The sequence below is a fragment of the Helicobacter cetorum genome (assembly GCF_900198405.1).
GTDB classification, from domain to species: domain Bacteria; phylum Campylobacterota; class Campylobacteria; order Campylobacterales; family Helicobacteraceae; genus Helicobacter; species Helicobacter cetorum_C.
The window spans coordinates 46053-66238 of sequence record NZ_FZMR01000008.1 but is presented as its reverse complement, the minus strand read 5'-3'; the positions used below and the strand labels follow the sequence as shown (position 1 = coordinate 66238).

Below are 20186 nucleotides of genomic sequence, written 5' to 3'. Positions count from 1 at the left end.
TTTTGATAAGAGTCATGTACAAAAGTCAGTAACGTGACCGTTATTAGGTCATTGTGTTTGTTTTTTTGATTTATTTTTTCAAGAGTAAGACGGCATACGAGTACCTCTCTGGTCTCGTGGGCTCGGAAATGTGTATAAGTGACAGATTATGTAGGGTATTTGTGGGGGTTTTAGGGGTTAAATGGTTAAAAAGATGTTAAAAACTTAAATCTATATTTTAGAGATGGTGTGTAGTGGGGGTTAATCCATTAAGGAAGTTAGAGAGCTAAAAACAACAATAAAAACTAAAAACATACATTGAGTTTTTTAAAAACCATTTTAAGTTTTTAAGCATAAGAACATTAATTACTGATTAAAATCTTAGAAAAGCTCAAAATTTTAATTTTGAGCTAGTAATTATTTTTAGATTGTCTTAAAAAGATAACAAAATATAGCTATGAGTTAGACTAAGCTTAAAGGATTACACAATATTTTTAGCTTGGGTCAAGCTCTCTTTAACTAAATTAGTGATTTTATCCCACTCTTTGTTTTTAACTAAGTCTTTAGGCGTAAGCCAGCTCCCCCCTATACATAAAACATTTTCTAAATTCAAATAATTTTGCATGTTATTCAAACTAATACCACCAGTGGGGCAAAATTTCACTTCTTTAAAAGGACCATTAAAGGCATTTAAAAGTTTAGTGCCACCGCAATTTTCTGCTGGAAAAAATTTTAAGGTGTTATAATCAAATTCTAAGGCTTGCATGACTTCACTACTACTAGAAACTCCGGGTATTAGGGGGATATCTTTTTTCTTTGCATATTCTAAAAGAGTGGGCGTAAGACCTGGGCTAATAAAAAACTCCGCCCCCCTACTTCTAGCTTGCTCTAATTGAGTGGTATTTAAAATCGTGCCAGCACCCACACACATATCTGGCACACTCTTAATAATAAGCTCTATACTTTCTAAAGCACAGCTTGAACGCAAAGTTACTTCTATAATTTTAATACCCCCTTCTATTAGGCTTTGTGCGAGTGGCGCAGCGTCTTCTAAACTCTCAATCACAACCACAGGAACAATAGGGCTAATTTGTAAAAACTCTCTTATTTTCTTTTGCATTTTAACTCCTTCATATTATATTTTTATACCAAAACTCATTGCACCTTCTTCGGCACTATTAACATTCAGTCTTAAGCTAGTAAATAGCTCTCTACCCACACCAAAACTTGGCTTTTCTAAATCTCTTAAAGTTTCTAAAAACAAGGGGTTGATTTCTCTATTCTCAAAATCCTTTTCAAGCACATTCAAAGCGTTATTAGGAGCGTCTAATTCTATTAAATCACCATCTTTAATCTTAAGTATCGCTCCATTTAATGCCCCTTCAGGGCTTAAATGAATGGCACTTGGCACTTTTCCACTCGCCCCGCTCATACGCCCATCAGTAATGAGTGCGACCTTGTAACCCATATCTTGTAATGCCCCTAAAGGTGTGGTGAGTTTGTGTAACTCTGGCATGCCATTAGATTTAGGCCCTTGGAAAGGTAGAATAGCAATAAAATCTCTCTCTAATTCTTTATTTTTAAAGCGTTCTAAAAACTCGCTTTGAGTTCTAAAAACAATCGCTTGTGCTTTGATTTTTCTATGTTCTTCTTTAATAGCTGAGATTTTAATCACGGCTCGCCCTAAATTACCCTTTAAAATTTTAAGCCCCCCATTAGTAGCAAAAGGCTCATAGAATGGGCGTAAAATCTCCGTATTTAGGCTATTTTCTATGGCATTTTTATACACCAAATGATTGTCTTCTAAAAAGGGGTTTTTAGTATAATGTTGCATGCCTTTTTCTTTTTCTGTATCCATAATGGTGTGAGCGTCTTCAAATAAAAGTCCGTTTTTTAACAATTCCTTAATGACAAAAGCCAATCCCCCACTCGCTTCAAAAGCATTCACATCAGCTGAGCCATTAGGATAAACTTTAGCTAAAAGGGGCGTGAGATTTGAAATAGCGTCAAAATCATCCCAGTTAAGAATAATCCCACAAGCCCTAGCGATAGCAATTAAATGTAAAGTATGGTTTGTAGAACCCCCTGTTGCCATTAAGCCTATAAGAGCGTTAAGGATATTTCTTTCATCTATGAGTTTGGCTAAGGGTAGAACCTTGCCACTAGCTAATTTTCTAGCACTTTCTTCTACTAAAACAGGGCGTAAGGGGTTGTTAGGATTGATAAAACTAGAATTTGCCACATGTAAACCCATAAATTCCATCATCATTTGGTTAGAATTAGCGGTGCCATAAAAAGTGCAAGTGCCTACGCTATGATAGCTTTGCATTTCCACTTTTAGTAATTCTTCTCTGCTAATTTTTCCGGTTGCAAAATCTTGGCGTGCTTTGGCTTTTTTATAATTTTCTATCCCACTACTCATAGGACCACTTGGCACAAAAATACTCGCTAAATTTCCAAAGCTTAACGCCCCTATAAGCAAACCCGGCACAATTTTATCACACACACCCAAAAAAAACGCCCCATCAAAAACATTATGGCTTAATCCTATAGCTGTGCTTAAAGCGATGGTATCTCTACTAAATAGGCTCAATTCCATGCCAGCGTATCCTTGCGTGATACCATCACACATTGCTGGCACGCCACTAGCTACGCTCGCATAGGCATTATGCTCTTGCAACTCTTTTTTAATCAAATCAGGGTAGTTTTTAAAAGGCTGGTGGGCTGAAAGCATGTCATTATAAGCGGTAATGATAGCAAAATGCTTTTTTTTATGCGAGCTTAAAGGCATTTTCAAATGCTCTGGCACGCTCGCATAGGCATGGGCTAAATTCGCACAACCTAAGCTCTCAACTTGTGGCTTATTCTTAGGGTTAAAGGTATTTTCTAAATAAAAATCTCTTGTTTTTTTGCTACGCTCTGTAATTTTTTCTTTGATTTGTTTTAAAGAATGCTTAGGCATGGCGTTCCTTTTAAAATAAGATTTTATATAATAACTCAAAAACACTTACAATTAAGGGTGCTTATGTTAGATTTTGATTTGGTTCTTTTTGGGGCAACAGGCGATTTAGCCATGCGAAAACTCTTTATTTCGCTTTATGAAATTTATATCCATTATGGGTTTAAAGAAAGCACTAAAATTATCGCATCTGGGCGTAAAAACTTGTCTAGCAAAGAGTTTTTAACGCTTCTTTGTGAAAAAACACAATTAGACACAAGACAAAAGGGCAAAGAATTTTTAGCCCATCTTAGCTATTTTTGTGTGCGTTTGGATAACTCTAAAGACTTTGAAAGCTTGAGTAAAATCGTTACAAAAAATAAACCTTTGATTTTTTATTTTTCTATCGCTCCAAGTTTCTTCGCAACTACCGCTCAAAATTTAGCCAAAAACTCGCTCAACCACCCTAACGCTCGCCTGATTTTAGAAAAGCCCTTAGGGCATGATTTGAATACTTGTAAAAAAATCGCTCAAACTATCAGTGCCTATTTTAAGGAAGAACAAATTTTTAGAATTGACCATTATTTAGGAAAAAAAGGCGTTCAAAATATCCTTGAGTTACGCTTGAATAACCCTATTTTCAACTCGTTATGGGAGCAAATCAGTTCGGTTGAAATTTGCTTGTATGAAACTTTGGGGGTAGAAGAAAGGGGCGAATTTTACGATAAAGTCGGGGCTTTAAGGGATATGGTTCAAAACCATATTTTACAAATTTTGTCCCTCATTGCTACAGATTTACCCAGCGATTTAAAAGATTTACGAAAAGAAAAAATCAAGGTTTTAAAGACCTTACAACCCCCTAAAGATTTTAAAAAACAAGTTATACGAGCTCAATATCAAGGTTATAGAGATGAAAATAATGTCAACAAAGAGAGCCAAACAGAGACTTTTGTCGCCATTAAAGCCTTTTTAGACACACCTAAATTTAAAAATGTGCCTTTCTATCTCAAAACCGCTAAAAAAATGCCCCATAATCAAGCGAGTGTGAAAATCCATTTCAATTCAATTAACACACTAGAATTTTCTCTCTCTCAAAATAAAATCACTCTCACTCTAAAAGACAATCAAAACCCCCTTATTTTAGAGACTCATAACACACATGAATCTTTACAACCCTATGCCAAATTGCTCTATGATGCAATACAAAATAACCAAAACAATTTCGCCCACCAGCTGGAATTAGAAGCGTCATGGGTTTTTATTGACACGCTTATAGAGAGTTTTATAAACAATACCACGCCCTTACATTTCTATGAAAGCCATAATCTAAACGAATTAGAATTTTTAAAACCACTCTATCAATAAAAGGAATTTCATGGGTTATCAATTATTTGAATTTGAGAGTTTAGAAAGTTGCCACAAGGCTTTAATAGAAAATTTTAAGGAATTTTTTAATGCCACTTTAAGAGAACACAGCGAAGTTGCTATCGCTTTTTCTGGAGGTCGTTCGCCCATTAGCTTATTGCAAAAATTGAGCGTTTTAGATTTAGAATACCGACATTGCTTAGTGAGTTTGGTAGATGAACGCATAGTAACACCAAGTTCTAATGATAGCAACACCAAGTTATTGCACGATTATTTATTACAAAATAACGCCAAAAACGCACGCTTTATCCCCCTTTTAGGCGATAATTTGGGCGATAAAAATGCACTTTTTAACTTCGCTAACAAGCATTTCAAACAGCCCCATTTAGCCATTTTAGGCATGGGAACTGATGGGCATACGGCTAGTCTCTTTCCTGAAACGAATGCCTTTTTAAATGAAGAAAAAGAAAATATTGTCTTTACAAAACCTACAAACGCCCCTTATGAGCGACTCAGCATGTCCATTAATGCCTTAGAAAATTGCGAAAAACTTTTTTTAAGCATTAGTGGAACTGAAAAAAGAGAAGTTTTAGAAAAAGCTTTGCAAGAAAATGCCCCCTACTCTCTGCCGATTGCTAGAATTTTACACTCTAAAAAAGTTACTACGGAGATATATTATGCCAAAGACTAAAACTTACCCACGACTATTAGCCGATATCGGTGGCACAAACGCACGCTTTGGCTTAGAAGTCGCCCCACAACAAATTGAGCATGTTGAAGTTTTACAATGTAAAGATTTTGAGAGTTTAAGCGATGCGGTGCGTTTCTATCTCTCTAAATGTAAAGAATGCCTTGAGTTACGCCCTATTTATGGCTCTTTTGCTGTGGCTACGCCTATTATGGGCGATTTTGTCCAAATGACTAACAACCACTGGACTTTTTCTATAGAGACCACAAGACAATGTTTGGGCTTAGAAAAATTGCTTGTGATAAACGACTTTGAAGCACAAGCCTATGCTATTAGTGCGATGCAAGAAAGCGATTTAGCTCAAGTGGGTGGAATCAAATGTGAAATCAACGCCCCTAAGGCCATTTTGGGGCCTGGAACTGGACTAGGGGTAAGCACTCTTATTCAAAATAGTGATGGTTCTTTAAAAGTATTGCCCGGCGAAGGGGGGCATGTGAGCTTTGCCCCTTTTGACGATTTGGAAATTTTAGTGTGGCAATACGCTCGCTCTAAATTCAATCATGTGAGTGCGGAAAGGTTTTTGAGTGGGAGTGGCTTGGTGCTGATTTATGAAGCTCTATCCAAACGCAAAGGCTTTCAAAAAGCGGCCAAGTTAAGCAAGGCTGAGCTGACCCCACAAATCATTAGCGAACGGGCTTTGAATGGGGATTATCCTTTATGCAGATTGACGCTAGACACTTTTTGTGCGATGCTAGGCACACTAGCCTCTGATGTGGCTCTTACCTTAGGTGCTAGGGGGGGCGTGTATTTGTGTGGGGGAATCATTCCACGATTTATTGATTATTTTAAAACTTCGCCTTTTAGAGTGCGTTTTGAGACTAAAGGGCGTATGGGGGCGTTTCTAGCTTCTATTCCTGTGCATGTCGTGTTGAAAAAAACTCCCGGACTTGATGGAGCAGGCATTGCGTTAGAGAATTATTTGCTAAGCTGAAAACGGCTTAGCTTTATACAAAAAGAAAAAGAGTATTAGTAGCGTAATAGCAAAGTGGGTAGTGATAATGCTTAGGGGCGAAAAGTAGTGCAATTCTAAACTACTTAGCGATAAGATTAGCACAGAGACCACACGCACACAGCTTGACATCAGTGATGAGAGCGATGAAATATTGTTTTTGGAAACAAAGCTTGAAAATTGATAGCCCAAACAATAGCTCATGTAAGTGAAAAACGCCACCATTAACGCATACACCCCTATGAATAGATAGGGTATGTTTGTGAGTAATATTGGGCTAACGCTCAATAACACCACAAGAAAACTCAAAGTGATTTTTTGACTATAGCTAGATGCTTTGAGAAAATGAATCAATATAGAAATCACTTGAAAAGCGATGTAAAATATAAAAAGATATTGCTCTTTGATGCCTTGAGCTAAAAAATACGCTTGCCACATGTTAAAATGGCTCATAAAAAAGAGTGGCACAATCAAATGCCCTACCAACAAAATTTTAAGCTTGGGGTTGTCTCTAAGCTCCTTAAGACTGCCTTTGACCTGTTCTTTGAGTAATTTTAGACTCTTTTGACTTTTAGAAGCCATCTTGCTTTCTTTAAAATAAAAGATGACCGCTAACATGCATAGTAGCACTAAAAAAATCGCCACCACATACATCATTGCATGAACCTTTGCATACAAGAATGAGCCAACAGAACTCCCTATAATCATGCTTAGATAAACGATTTGATTGTTTCTAGCTAAAAACTTAGACAAATCTTTCTTATTTTCTTTAATATCCGTAATGAGCGTAGCTTCAATGGTGCCACTAGAACATGCACTATACAAACCATACAGCCCCCATGCTAAAAGCATGAGCGTAAAACTATCAAAGAATAGCACAAAAGAAAAACTAGCGATTAAAAAGACATTAGAGATAAGAAATAAATTTTTCCTACTCATCAAATCTGCTAGAACGCCACTTGGATATTCAGCCACTAACACGCAAAAGCTAAAAAAGGACTGCATGAGCAAAATTTCACTTAAACTTAGTCCCTTAGAAAGCAACAAAGGGGTTAAAATCGCATGGGGCAAGCCTTGTGCGATAGTTAAGAGAAAATTCGCCCCACAAAAAGCTAAAATGTTTTTTCTTAGAGTTTCCATATGAAAATTATAATTAAAACTAGCTTATAATAGTTTATATCTTTTTAAATGAAGGGGTATTTGATGCTGACACAATTAAAGACTTATCCAAAATTACTCAAGCACTATGAAGAAATTAAAGAAGTGCATATGCGTGATTTGTTTTTCAAAGATAAAGAGCGAGCGAATCGCTATTTTTTACAATTTGAAGGCTTAAGTTTAGATTATTCCAAAAACCGCTTGAATGATACCACCTTAAAACTTCTCTTTGAACTAGCTAATGATTGCTTATTGAAAGAAAAAATTGAAGAGATGTTTAAGGGCAAAAAAATCAACACCACCGAAAAGAGAGCCGTTTTACACACTGCCTTAAGAAGTTTGAATGACACAGAAATTTTACTAGATGATATGGAAGTATTAAAGAGTGTTAGAAATGTTTTAAAACGCATGCGAGCCTTTAGTGACAGCGTGCGAAGTGGTAAGAAACTAGGCTATACCAACCAAGTGATTACCGATATTGTCAACATCGGTATAGGGGGGTCAGATTTAGGCGCGCTAATGATTTGCACCGCCCTAAAACGCTACGCCCACCCACGATTAAACATGCATTTTGTTTCTAATGTAGATGGCACACAGATTTTAGATGTTTTAGACAAGCTTAATCCGGCAAGCACGCTTTTTATTGTGGCTTCTAAGACTTTTTCTACCCAAGAGACCTTAACCAACGCCCTAACAGCTAGAAAATGGTTTGTAGAAAGAAGTGGCGATGAAAAACATATCGCTAAACACTTTGTAGCGGTCTCTACGAATAAAGAAGCGGTGCAACAATTTGGCATTGATGAGCATAACATGTTTGAATTTTGGGATTTTGTAGGGGGGCGTTATAGCCTATGGTCTGCTATAGGATTGTCTATTATGATTTATTTGGGGAAGAAAAATTTTAACGCCCTTTTAAAAGGAGCGTATTTAATGGACGAACATTTTAGAAACGCCCCTTTAAAAAGCAATTTGCCTGTTTTAATGGGCTTAATCGGCGTGTGGTATGTCAATTTTTTTAAATCAAAGAGCCATTTAATCGCCCCATATGACCAGTATTTAAGGCATTTTCCTAAATTTATCCAACAACTTGATATGGAGAGCAATGGCAAACGCATTAGCAAAAAAGGCGAAATTATCCATTATGACACTTGCCCTATTGTTTGGGGCGATATAGGAATTAACGCTCAACATGCCTTTTTCCAGCTCTTACACCAAGGCACGCATCTAACGCCCATTGATTTTATCGCTTCATTGAATAAAAAGGGCAACGCTAAAGGGCATCATGAGATTTTATTCAGCAATGTTTTAGCTCAAGCTCAAGCCTTTATGAAAGGCAAGAGTTATGAAGAAGCCCTTGGCGAATTGCTTTCAAAAGGTTTAGAAAAAGATGAAGCACAAGACTTAGCTAAACACAGAGTGTTCTTTGGCAATCGCCCATCTAATGTCCTTTTATTAGAAGAGATTTCACCAAGCAATATGGGGGCATTAGTGGCTCTTTATGAGCATAAAGTCTTTGTGCAAGGGGTTATTTGGGATATCAATAGCTTTGACCAGTGGGGTGTAGAGCTAGGCAAAGAATTAGCCGTGCCGATTTTACAAGAACTAGAAGGGCATAAAAGCAACGCTTATTTTGATAGCTCTACCAAACACTTAATAGAATTGTATAAAGAGTATAATCAGTGAGCTTTGCTCCTTTTTGTGCTTTAGTTTTTATTCCATTAAGGCTAATATTAGATAAATATAGATTATTTTATATAGTATTATAATGATAACTAATATCTGTGCTATCATTCAATAAAACTATTATATTTTACTCATATTTTATCATATAAAAACTTGCATATTCTATCATTCAACTTCCAATTAAAAATTTCATACTTAGTTGCATATAAAAAAATATCTGTTTTACAATACCATGTTGAAACAACTTAAAAAATTTGAAAACTAGTTTTATAGTAACATGTTCGCTATTATTCCTAAAATTAAAAAATTTAAGAGGGTTAGAAGTGGATTTTTTGCAAGCTTTAAAATCTTTTGATACAGCGTTTTTAGAAAAAGAAATTTCCAAGCGTTTTAGGGATAATTTACTCTTTTTTAAATCCTATAACCCTAGTCTTTTTAACGCTCTTAATACGCCTTTTAAAAACTATCAATTGTTATTTGAAAATAATAGCTTTAATCTTTTACACACGCCTACTAATGCTTTAAGCTACCCTAAAAACCAAATGATAGAAATCGCTTTTAACATGGCTCATAACCCCTTAAATAATCCTAGATACTCGTTAGATAATAATAACCTTTCTTTAAATTACTTGCAAAATCAAAATAGCGATAAACTTCCTTTAACTCTTAAAGCTACGCATAAAATCTTAAGCTTTTTACAAACAAATCATACCCATAAACACTGCTCTTTAGGACAAAAATTTTTGCCCCCTACGATGATTTATGGTATATTAGATGGTTTGTTTTTAGCGATTTTACAAGCTAAAGGTTATACGTTTCATGCGCTTTATTTGTTTGAAGAAAATTTAGATTTGTTTAAAATCAGTTGCTATTTTGTGGGTTATAAAAAATTGATTGAGCATGGGGCTAAACTCTTTATTCAAGGGTTTTTTAATCCTAATGAATTAAAAATGGATTTTTTGAAACGCCCTGTTACGCATTCTTTTTTGAAACTAGAAATCATGCCCTATAAAAGCGCTTTTAACATTCATATGAAAGAAAGCATTCAAAGCTATTATAAACAAGCCTTAAGGGGGTGGGGAAGTTTTGAAGATGAAATGCTAGGATTTAATCACACGCTTAAAAACCTACCCCTATACAAAACCCTAAAGACTAAACCTAAAAAGATTAACGCCCCAATTTGCGTGGTAGGTAATGGGCCAAGCCTAGATTTGCTCTTAGATTTTTTAAAAGAAAATCAACAAAATTTCATCATTTTTTCATGCGGAACCGCTTTAAAGCCCTTAAAAAAGCATGGCATCAAAGTGGATTTTCAAATAGAAGTAGAACGCATAGATTATCTCAAAGAAGTTTTGGAACTTGCCCCCTTAAAAGACACCCCCCTAATTGGGGCTAACATGCTCAATCCTAACGCCTTTAATTTAGCCAAAGAAGCATTTTTGTTTATGCGTGGGGGGAGTGCGTGTGCGTATGTAAGCCCTTTAAATATAGAGTTCGCTGCACCCTTTGTGGGTAATGCTGGAGTAGCCCTAGCTTCTTTATTAAGTGATGAAATCTATTTGTGCGCTTTAGATTGCGCTTATATTAAAGGGTTTAAAAAACACGCTAAAAATTCCTATTATAAAAATGAAAAAGAAATCACTACGACACATTTAATGCGTATAGAAAGTAATTTCAAAGATTATGAGAGCTTTAGTGATTCACTCTTTTTACTCTCTAAAGAAAGGATTGAAGAAGCCCTTAATTATTATAAGCCTAAAAAAGTCTATAATTTAAGCTATGGAGCTAAAATCAAAAACGCTCAAAGTTTAAAACATAATGATTTTAAACCTAAAAATTTTGATAAAAACCAAGCCATAAAAAATCTTAAAAATGCCTTTAGCCCCCCAAATAATCCCTTTAACGATTTAAAAACTTGGCAAAAAAATCTTCTTGATTTTAAAAACGATTTTTCTAAGCATCTAGATACGCCATGTAAAACTAAAAAAGAAGTGTTTGAATGGGTAGATTATTTAAATGCATTGAATCAAACAACAAGTGCTAAAAACCCAGCACTAGGCATTTTATTTGAAGGGAGTATCGCTCATATCTTACAGAGTGTTTTAATTATTTTATTACACATTGAAGAAAAAAATATTCCATTCTTTATCACACAAACAAAAGAGATTTTAAAAGACTTTTTACATCAAAGTTGTTTTTTAATTTTATGGAATATCCAACTAAATAAGCAATAACTAAGCAAACTTACATTATAATACTCGCCTTTTATTGCGGAGTATGGCGCAGCCTGATTAGCGCGCACCCTTGGGGTGGGTGAGGTCGTGGGTTTGAATCCCGCTACTCCGACCATTATCCACTAACTTTACTCGCTTGCCATTAAGGTTATTAAAATTTTCATTATATAATCACACTAAACAAACTTTTATATTAAACATTGCCATTAAAAAGGATTTCTATTGAATAAATTCTTCAACCGAGAACTCTCATGGTTAGGCTTTAACACTCGTGTTTTAAATGAGGCTAAAGATGAGAGTTTACCCCTATTAGAACGCTTGAAATTTTTAGCCATTTATGGCACTAATTTAGATGAATTTTACATGATAAGAGTAGCTGGACTTAAACAACTCTATGAACACAAAATCGTCTCTAAAGGCACTGATGGTGCAAGTCCTGAAGAACAACTAGAAAAGATTGAACGCTATTTAGTGCTTGAAATTGAAGAAATGGAATTAGAATTTCAAAAAATTCAAGCTTTGCTGTCTAAAAAAGGGCTTTGCATAACCCCTTATAACAAACTCCAATTTGAACAAAAAGCTAAAGCTAGAACCTATTTCTTAGAGCAACTATACCCCTTAGTCTTACCCATTAAGATTGATTCAGCACACACTTTTCCGCCTTTATCCAACTTGACTTTCGCACTTTTTGCCAAAATCAAAGAGAAAAAAACTCAAAATGTCTCTTATGCACTCATCAAATTACCCACTTTCACAGCTCGTTTTATAGAATTAGAAGAGGGGCTATTTGTATTAGCTGAAGAGATTATAGAGGCGCATTTAGAGGAATTGTTCTTAGGGCATGAAATTTTAGAATGCATGGTTTTTAGGGTAACTTGCGATGCAGATATTGAAATCGCTGAAGATGAGGCACATGATTATGGGGATTTGATGAGTGAAAGCTTGAGAAAAAGAAATCAAGGCGAAATCGTGCGTTTGCAAACTCAAAGAGGGAATGAAGAGCTTTTAAGCACTCTTTTAACTTCTTTACGAAGTTTTCAAACCCACTCCCATGACAGACTTAAACTCTCTGGCACCCATGTGTATAAAAGTGCTGTCATGCTAGGCTTAGGGGATTTGTGGGAGTTAGTCAATCATAGCAATTTCAAAACGCTTAAATCGCCTAATTTCACGCCCAAAATTTTGCCCCCCCTAAATGAAGAAGATTTATTTAAGGCTATAGAAAAACAAGATTTATTGCTGTTTCACCCTTATGAAAGCTTTGAGCCTGTGATTGATTTGATAGAACAAGCCTCTAATGACCCTCAAACCCTCTCAATTAAAATGACTCTCTATCGTGTGGGCAAACACTCCCCTATTGTCAAAGCCTTGATTGAGGCAGCAAGTAAAAAACAAGTGAGTGTTTTAGTAGAATTAAAAGCCCGCTTTGATGAAGAGAGCAATTTGCATTGGGCAAAGGCTTTAGAAAGAGCTGGGGCTTTGGTTGTTTATGGTATTTCTAAGCTTAAAGTGCATGCTAAAATGCTTGTTATTACTAAGCAAATTGATGGGCAATTACGCCATTTTACCCATTTAAGCACCGGTAATTACAACCCTTTAAGCGCAAGAATTTATACTGATGTGAGTTTTTTTAGCGCTCAAAAAGAAATCGCTAACGACATTATTAAACTTTTCCATTCATTACTCACTAGTAGTGCAACAGAAAGCACATTAAACACTTTAAGCATGGCTCCTAAACAAATCAAGGCCAAGATGATTGAATTCATTCAAAAAGAAATCAAACATTCAAAAGAAGGTCATATCATTTTAAAAGCTAACGCTTTAGTGGATAGCGAAATCATTGAATGGCTTTATAGAGCATCTCAAAAAGGCGTTAAAGTTGATTTGATAATTAGGGGAATTTGTTGTTTAAAACCCCAAGTCAAAGGCTTAAGCGAGAATATTAGAGTGTATTCTATTGTAGGAAAATATTTAGAACATGCACGCATTTATTATTTCAAACATGATAATATATACTTTTCTAGTGCAGATTTGATGCCACGAAATTTAGAAAGGCGCGTGGAATTATTAGTGCCAGCTACAAACAATGCTATTGCTAATAAATTATTACGCATTTTAGAAATTCAATTACAAGACACGACAAAACGCTATGAATTGGATTTTAAAGGGAACTATAAAAAGATTTCAAACCAAAACTCTCCCTTAAATTCACAAGATTACTTTGAAAACCACCCTATAAGTTTAGGGAGTTAATAGTGCTTATGTTTAAATAAAGGACTTTCAACATGTTTTATTCATTATTGAAAAAGTATTTTTTTAGCCTTGATGCAGAAGTAGTGCATGATAGAGCTTGCAACACTTTAAGGGTGCTTTCTAGAATGCCCTTTTGGTGTGCTTTAACGCATGCTAAGTTTGGCTATGCAAACCCTAGATTAAAAAATGAAATTTTAGGCTTAAATTTTCCTAACCCCCTAGGATTAGCCGCAGGTTTTGACAAAAACGCCCAACTACTCAAAGCATTAGAAACTTTTGGGTTTGGGCATATAGAGGCTGGCACTCTCACTAATGAGGCTCAAAGTGGGAATGAAAAACCAAGGCTTTTTAGACATGTTGAAGAAGAGTCTTTGCAAAATGCTATGGGTTTTAATAATTATGGGGCGATTTTGGGCGTGCGTAATTTCAACCGCTTTGTCCCCTATAAAGTCCCTATTGGCATAAACCTTGGAAAAAACAAACATATAGAACAAGCTAACGCCCTAGAAGATTATAAGGCGGTTTTAGAAAAATGTCTCAATATTGGCGATTACTATACCTTCAACCTTTCTTCGCCAAACACTCCTAATTTAAGAGATTTACAAAACACAACTTTTGTGAGCGAACTTTTTAATATGGCTAGGGATCATACTAATAAGCCTTTATTTTTAAAAATCGCCCCCGATTTAAAGACAGATGACATGCTAGAAATTGTTAATAGTGCGATTAAAGCAGGAGCAAGTGGGATTATCGCCACTAACACCACTATTGATAAAAGCCTTGTTTATGCTCCTAAAGAAGTGGGAGGCTTAAGTGGAAAATGTTTGACTAAAAAAAGTCGTGAGGTCTTTAAAGAGTTAGCTAAAGCCTTTTTTAAAGAGACCATTTTAATTTCTGTTGGGGGTATTAGCGATTCTAAAGAGGCTTATGAAAGGATTAAAATGGGAGCGAGTTTATTGCAAATTTATAGCGCTTTTATCTATGAGGGGCCAAATTTATGCCAAAATATCCTTAAAGATTTGGTAAAATTACTTCAAAAAGATGGATTTTCTAGCGTCAAAGAGGCTATAGGAGCAAATTTGCGATGAATAATTTTGGGTTTTTAGGTTCTTATAAAAAACTTTTGAGGCTTTGTTCTGTCTTATTATTGGCTTTAGGAGCGAGCATGCACGCAAAATCTTATTTACCAAAACATGAGAGCGTTACCCTAAAAAATGGGTTGCAAGTCGTGAGCGTTCCTTTAGCTAATAAGAGTGGAGTTATAGAAGTAGATGTGCTTTATAAAGTAGGTTCTAGAAACGAAATCATGGGGAAGAGCGGTATCGCTCACATGCTAGAGCATTTAAACTTTAAAAGCACTAAAAATCTCAAAGCCGGCGAATTTGATAAGATTGTTAAGCGTTTTGGAGGTGTGAGTAATGCCTCTACGAGCTTTGACATCACACGCTATTTTATTAAAACTAGTCAAGCTAACTTAGATAAATCCTTAGAGCTATTTGCTGAGACTATGGGTTCTTTAAATCTAAAAGAAGATGAGTTCTTGCCTGAACGACAAGTGGTAGCAGAAGAAAGATTGTGGCGCACTGATAATTCCCCTATAGGCATGCTTTATTTTCGTTTCTTTAACACCGCTTATGTCTATCACCCTTACCATTGGACACCTATTGGCTTTATGGGAGACATTCAAAATTGGACTATAGAAGATATTAGAAAATTCCACGCCCTTTATTACCAACCTAAAAACGCCATTATTTTAGTTGTAGGCGATGTTGATTCTAAAAAAGTTTTTGAATTAGCTAAAAAACATTTTGAACCCTTAAAAAACCTTGATGAAAAAGCTATTCCTAGCCCCCATATGCAAGAGCCTAAGCAAGACGGAGCTAGAATGGCAGTCGTGCATAAAGATGGCGTGCAATTAGAATGGGTAGCACTTGGTTACAAAGTGCCAGCTTTCAAGCACGAAGACCAAGTAGCTTTAGATGCTATTAGCATGCTCTTAAGCGGTGGGAATAGTAGTTGGCTACAAAAGGAATTAGTAGATAAAAAACGCATAGCCTCTCAAGCATTTTCTAATAACATGCAATTGCAAGATGAAAGCGTGTTTTTATTCATTGCTGGGGGTAATCCTAATGTTAAAGCTGAAGTTCTTAAGAAGGAAATTGTAGCTCTTTTAGAAAAGCTTAAAAAAGGTCAAATCACTCAAACTGAGTTAGACAAACTAAAAATCAATCAAAAGGTTAACTTCATTTCCAATTTAGAAAATTCTAGTGATGTTGCCGGGCTTTTTGCAGACTATTTAGTGCAAAATGATATTCAAGGCTTAACAACCTATCAGCAACAATTTTTTAACCTAAAAATCAGCGATTTAGTGCGCGTGGCTAATACATATTTTAAAGACGCTCAGTCAACGACTGTGTTTTTAAAACCTTAAGAAGAGTTTATATGCAGTTTAGCTCATCTAGTGCATTAATCACGCCTTTTAAAGAAGATTTAAGCGTTGATGAAGTCGCCTATGAAAATCTCATCAAAAGACAAATCAAACAAGGCATGGATGCATGCGTTCCTGTAGGCACTACCGGAGAATCCGCTACACTCACTCATAAAGAGCATATGAAATGTATTGAAATTGCTGTAGAAACTTGCAAAAATACCCCCACACTCTCAAATTCACGCATGAAAGTCTTAGCTGGAGTAGGCAGTAATGCCACTAGCGAATCTCTAACCTTAGCTAAGTTCGCTCAAAAAATAGGTGCAGACGCTATTTTGTGCGTAAGCCCCTACTACAACCGCCCCACTCAACAAGGCTTATTTGAGCATTATAAAGCTATTGCACAATCTATAGAAATTCCTATCATGCTCTATGATGTTCCAAGCCGCACGGGTGTATCTATTGAAGTGCCAACTGCTTTAAAGCTTTTTAGAGAAGTCTCTAACATTAAAGCTATCAAGGAGGCCTCTGGCTCTCTAAGAAGAATAGTAGAAATACACCACCATGAAAAGGATTTTAAAATTTTTAGTGGGGAAGATTTACTCAATCACTCCATTATGTTTTCAGGTGGCAGTGGAGTAATTTCAGTAACAGGTAATCTAATGCCTAATTTAGTTTCACAAATGGTAGATTACGCACTCAAGCACGAATATCAAAAAACCCTAGAAATTCAAAACAAACTTTTTGATTTGCACCAAGCCCTTTTTATAGAAACTAACCCTATCCCTATAAAAACCGCCATGTATCTTGCGGGCTTAATCCATTCTCCAAGCTATAGATTGCCCCTAGTCTCTCCAAGCAAAGAGAGTTTGCAAATCTTAGAAAAAACTTTACGACAATATGAGGTTATTTTATGAATCAAGACCATTACAATCAACCCCTTCACATGAAAGGCAGAACGCTTGTTATTAGTGGTGCTACAAGAGGCATTGGCAAGGCTATATTATACCGCTTTGCTCAAAATGGCGTGAATATTGCTTTCACTTATAATAAAAATATTGAAGAGGCTAATAAAATTATAGAAGATGTAGAAAAAAAGTATTCCATTAAAGCCAAAGCATACCCCCTTAATGTCTTAGAGCCAGAGCAATACACGGAACTTTTTAAGCAAATTGATGCTGATTTTGATAGAGTGGATTTTTTTATTTCTAATGCTATTATTTATGGGCGTTCGGTTGTAGGAGGGTTTGCTCCTTTTATGCGCCTAAAACCTAAGGGGTTAAATAATATTTATACTGCAACCGTCTTAGCCTTTGTTGTAGGAGCTCAAGAAGCAGCTAAACGCATGCAAAAAATTGGTGGTGGGGCGATTGTGAGCTTAAGTTCTACAGGAAATCTTGTCTATATGCCAAACTATGCTGGACATGGTAACTCCAAAAACGCTGTAGAAACCATGATTAAATACGCTGCCACAGACTTAGGCGAATTTAATATTAGAGTGAATGCTGTTAGCGGAGGGCCTATTGATACAGACGCCCTAAAGGCATTCCCTGATTATGCTGAAATTAAGGAAAAAGTAGAAGAGCAATCCCCTCTAAAACGCATGGGTAATCCTGATGATTTAGCCGGAGCAGCGTATTTTCTATGTGATGAAAAGCAAAGCGCTTGGCTTACTGGACAAACCATTGTCGTAGATGGTGGAACCACCTTTAAGTAAAGACTTTTTTTGCAAAATACTATCCATATCAACCACAGCAAAGAGTTGCAATTCATTAAAAAGTGCCTACTCTATTATTTCTTTGCACCCTTAAGTGCAGTTATTTTTTGTATTCTTTTCATCGCATTTAGCGGAATGAAAGCCTCGCAAGTTACCTCATTATTTGTCAGTCAACACCCCTTTGCCTATCTCTTTTTGCTCGCTTTCTTGCTATGTGCTTTAGGTTTTATTGCTGGAGCGATTGGTTTTTATCAACTTTCTAAGCTAAGCCGTAACTTATACATATTTGAATGTTTTACTTTTAGTTTTGTGGTTGTGGCTCTATGCTCCTTACTAGGCTACTTGCTCCCTAGTCAAAAAAATACTCTCTCGCTAATAGGCAATGCCCTTTCTATTTTTTATTTATACAGACTTTATAGAGAACTTAGTTTCTGCACCAAAGAGAAAAATTTTTTTGTAGGGTTTAGATTATTACTTTTTTCTATGATGTTGGCATTAGTAGGCGTTTTAGTAGGGCAGTTTCTTAGCATGGCTCTTTTGGCTATTGCTATGGTTTTGATGAGTATCGCCTTAATCTTACTAGGGCGTTCTTTTTTGCATTTTTCACAAGTTTATTTAAAACAATGAGATTCTTAAAACTTTTACCTAATTTCTTAACGATTTCACGCATACTTTTAGCGCTATTTCTTTTATTCTTGCTTTTAAATACGCATACTTATTTTGCTAGTTTTACCCTTGAAAAAATCAATGCGCTTGCTACTTTTATTTTTCTATTTGCGGCACTCACGGATTTGTTAGATGGCTATATTGCTAGAAGTTATAAGGCGAAATCGCGCTTTGGAGAGGTCTTTGACCCTCTAGCAGACAAAATGCTTATTCTATCTGCTTTTTTAGGATTGGTGCATTTAGGGCGTGTGGATGCATGGATTCCCTTTATCATTTTAGGGCGTGAATTTTTTATTTCAGGGCTTAGAGTCTTAGCTGCTAATGAACAAAGAGATATTGCTGTAAGCAAATTAGGCAAATATAAGACCGTGTTTCAAGTCTTAGCCATATCCTCTCTACTAGCTAATTTTACTTATGCTCATGTTTTTGTAGCTATCGCTGTTTTTGCAACCCTATATTCAGGGCTAGACTACGCTATTAAGTATTATAAAGAACAATAATTAAAAACTCTCTCTAGCTTTTTGGTCTCATTTTAGTTATAGTTTAAGATTTTGTTATAATCTCTTTTCATATTTTTATTTTTTAGGAGGTGTCGCATGGAAAAAGAAGAGCAAGGCGGGCTTAAAAGAGACATGAAAATGCGTCATCTCTTAATGATTGCCTTTGGGGGAGCTATTGGCACAGGTCTTTTTGTAGGCACTGGGGGGAATATCGCAAGTGCAGGCCCCTTAGGGACATTAATAGCTTATTGTTTTGGGGGGCTTGTGGTCTATTGTATCATGCTCTCTTTGGGCGAATTAGCGAGTTTTTATCCTACTACAGGAAGTTTTGGCGACTATGCGGCTAAATTCATAGGACCTAGCACAGGCTACATGGTTTTTTGGATGTATTGGCTTGGTTGGGTGATTACAGTTGCATTAGAATATATCGCTATTGGCATGCTTATGCAGCGCTGGTTTCCTACTATCCCTATTCATTATTGGGTCATTACTTGTATTCTTTTGGTGTTTTTATTAAATTTTTTTTCGGTTAAAATTTTTGCCGAAGGCGAATTTGTTTTTAGCCTCATTAAAGTCCTAGCTGTTATCGCTTTTATAGGCATTGGAGTTATTGGCATTATCTATCAAATCTATTTAAATGGGTTTAGTTCTATTTTTGCCAACTTTCATTTTGGCGATAAAGGCTTTTTTCCTAATGGTAGCACAGCTGTTTTTAGCGCTATGCTCGCTGTTATTTTTGCTTTCACTGGCACAGAAGTCATTGGCGTAGCTGTAGGCGAGACTAAAAATGCAAGCGAAGTTATGCCAAAAGCGATTAAAGCAACTTTATGGCGGATTGTATTTTTCTTTTTAGGCTCTGTGTTTGTGATTTCAGTTTTTTTACCCATGAATGATTCTTCTATTACACAAAGCCCTTTTGTAAGTGTTTTAGAACGCATTAATTTGCCTTTTGTAGGGGTTGGAATCCCTTATGTAGCGGATATTATGAACGCCGTTATTATTACAGCGATGTTTTCTACTGCTAATTCAGGGCTTTATGGAGCAAGTCGTATGATTTATGGACTTTCTCAACAAAAAATGTTTTTTAGCGTGTTTTCTAAACTCAATAAACAAGGCACACCCATAAACGCCATGTATTTTTCTATCGCTTTCTCTCTTATAGGGCTTCTAACTCAAATTTATGCCAAAGAAAGCATTGTAGAGGCTTTTATTAATGTGATTAGTTTCACGGTGATTATTGTGTGGGTGAGCGTATCTGTTTCACAATACGCATTCCGTAGGCAATACCTAAAAGCAGGAAACTCTTTAGATGATTTGCCCTATAAGGCTCCTTTCTTGCCTTTCTTACAAATTGTAGGCATTACAGGCTGTGTTATAGGCGTGATTGGTTCAGCAATGGATAAAGAACAACGCATTGGCATGATTTTAACGCTTATTTTTGCTTTAATTTGTTATATTGGCTACCATTTCACACAAAAAACCAAGCAAAACAAGAAAATGCAAAGAGATTTGATATAATCTCTTTTAATTTTATTTTGAAATCTATTATTTAGCACTGAAGGAAAATG

16 protein-coding genes and 1 tRNA gene are annotated in these 20186 nt (G+C 35.9%); 14 read left to right on the top strand and 3 right to left on the bottom strand.

The annotated features are described in order from the left end of the window. Positions 1–460: 460 nt before the first annotated feature. Entirely contained in the window at positions 461–1099 is a 639-nt protein-coding gene (locus C6H25_RS03500; RefSeq protein ID WP_104748084.1) for a bifunctional 4-hydroxy-2-oxoglutarate aldolase/2-dehydro-3-deoxy-phosphogluconate aldolase, read from the bottom strand. A 15-nt stretch (positions 1100–1114) separates the two neighbouring features. Continuing rightward, positions 1115–2941 (bottom strand): phosphogluconate dehydratase, encoded by a 1827-nt coding sequence (edd, locus tag C6H25_RS03495; protein WP_104748083.1) that lies wholly within the window; start codon positions 2939–2941, stop codon positions 1115–1117. 63 nt (positions 2942–3004) lie between these two features. Between edd and C6H25_RS03490 the strand changes: the two genes are divergently transcribed. Genes C6H25_RS03490 through C6H25_RS03480 form a run of 3 tightly spaced genes read left to right on the top strand, consistent with a single transcriptional unit; the run spans position 3005 to position 5961 of the window. Further along, a complete protein-coding gene (locus C6H25_RS03490) occupies positions 3005–4282 on the top strand; it encodes a glucose-6-phosphate dehydrogenase (RefSeq protein ID WP_104748082.1) in 1278 nt (425 codons plus the stop codon). A 10-nt stretch (positions 4283–4292) separates the two neighbouring features. Then, entirely contained in the window at positions 4293–4973 is a 681-nt protein-coding gene (gene pgl / locus C6H25_RS03485; RefSeq protein ID WP_104748081.1) for a 6-phosphogluconolactonase, read from the top strand. After that, positions 4960–5961 carry a glucokinase gene (locus C6H25_RS03480; RefSeq protein ID WP_104748080.1) on the top strand — a complete coding sequence of 334 codons (1002 nt, stop codon included), beginning with the start codon at positions 4960–4962 and terminating at the stop codon, positions 5959–5961. The genes pgl and C6H25_RS03480 overlap by 14 nt, the downstream gene beginning before the upstream one ends. On the opposite strand, the gene C6H25_RS03475 is transcribed toward C6H25_RS03480, so the two are convergent. Next, positions 5953–7119, bottom strand: coding sequence for an HP1165 family MFS efflux transporter (locus tag C6H25_RS03475; protein ID WP_104748079.1), 1167 nt, complete (start codon positions 7117–7119; stop codon positions 5953–5955). The genes C6H25_RS03480 and C6H25_RS03475 overlap by 9 nt on opposite strands. 63 nt (positions 7120–7182) lie before the next feature. On the opposite strand from C6H25_RS03475, the gene pgi reads away from it, so the two are divergent. The 11 genes from pgi (at position 7183) to C6H25_RS03420 (ending at position 20136) form a co-directional block, all read left to right on the top strand. Next, positions 7183–8820 carry a glucose-6-phosphate isomerase gene (gene pgi, locus C6H25_RS03470; RefSeq protein WP_104748078.1) on the top strand — a complete coding sequence of 546 codons (1638 nt, stop codon included), beginning with the start codon at positions 7183–7185 and terminating at the stop codon, positions 8818–8820. Between the two features lie 323 nt (positions 8821–9143). Continuing rightward, on the top strand, positions 9144–11054 hold the full coding sequence (locus C6H25_RS03465) for a motility associated factor glycosyltransferase family protein (RefSeq protein WP_104748077.1): 1911 nt from the start codon (positions 9144–9146) through the stop codon (positions 11052–11054). 37 nt (positions 11055–11091) lie between these two features. Beyond that, positions 11092–11169 (top strand) — tRNA-Pro (locus C6H25_RS03460). Between the two features lie 107 nt (positions 11170–11276). Beyond that, complete coding sequence (gene ppk1, locus C6H25_RS03455) at positions 11277–13307, top strand: polyphosphate kinase 1 (protein WP_104748076.1); 2031 nt, start codon at positions 11277–11279, stop codon at positions 13305–13307. A 32-nt stretch (positions 13308–13339) separates the two neighbouring features. Further along, on the top strand, positions 13340–14395 hold the full coding sequence (locus tag C6H25_RS03450) for a quinone-dependent dihydroorotate dehydrogenase (RefSeq protein ID WP_104748075.1): 1056 nt from the start codon (positions 13340–13342) through the stop codon (positions 14393–14395). Next, positions 14392–15738, top strand: a complete 1347-nt coding sequence (locus C6H25_RS03445) for a M16 family metallopeptidase (RefSeq protein WP_104748074.1) — start codon at positions 14392–14394, stop codon at positions 15736–15738. The genes C6H25_RS03450 and C6H25_RS03445 overlap by 4 nt, the downstream gene beginning before the upstream one ends. Positions 15739–15749: 11 nt before the next feature. Further along, entirely contained in the window at positions 15750–16652 is a 903-nt protein-coding gene (gene dapA / locus C6H25_RS03440; RefSeq protein ID WP_104748073.1) for a 4-hydroxy-tetrahydrodipicolinate synthase, read from the top strand. Further along, positions 16649–17452 carry an enoyl-ACP reductase gene (locus tag C6H25_RS03435; protein ID WP_104748072.1) on the top strand — a complete coding sequence of 268 codons (804 nt, stop codon included), beginning with the start codon at positions 16649–16651 and terminating at the stop codon, positions 17450–17452. Before dapA ends, C6H25_RS03435 begins: the two co-directional genes overlap by 4 nt. Before the next feature lie 9 nt (positions 17453–17461). Beyond that, positions 17462–18079 carry a hypothetical protein gene (locus C6H25_RS03430; protein WP_104748071.1) on the top strand — a complete coding sequence of 206 codons (618 nt, stop codon included), beginning with the start codon at positions 17462–17464 and terminating at the stop codon, positions 18077–18079. Next, the gene (gene pgsA, locus C6H25_RS03425; RefSeq protein ID WP_104748070.1) at positions 18076–18618 is read left to right on the top strand and encodes a CDP-diacylglycerol--glycerol-3-phosphate 3-phosphatidyltransferase; all 543 of its coding nucleotides are present in this window, start codon (positions 18076–18078) and stop codon (positions 18616–18618) included. The genes C6H25_RS03430 and pgsA overlap by 4 nt, the downstream gene beginning before the upstream one ends. A gap of 96 nt (positions 18619–18714) precedes the next feature. After that, on the top strand, positions 18715–20136 hold the full coding sequence (locus C6H25_RS03420) for an amino acid permease (RefSeq protein WP_104748069.1): 1422 nt from the start codon (positions 18715–18717) through the stop codon (positions 20134–20136). Positions 20137–20186: the final 50 nt, after the last annotated feature.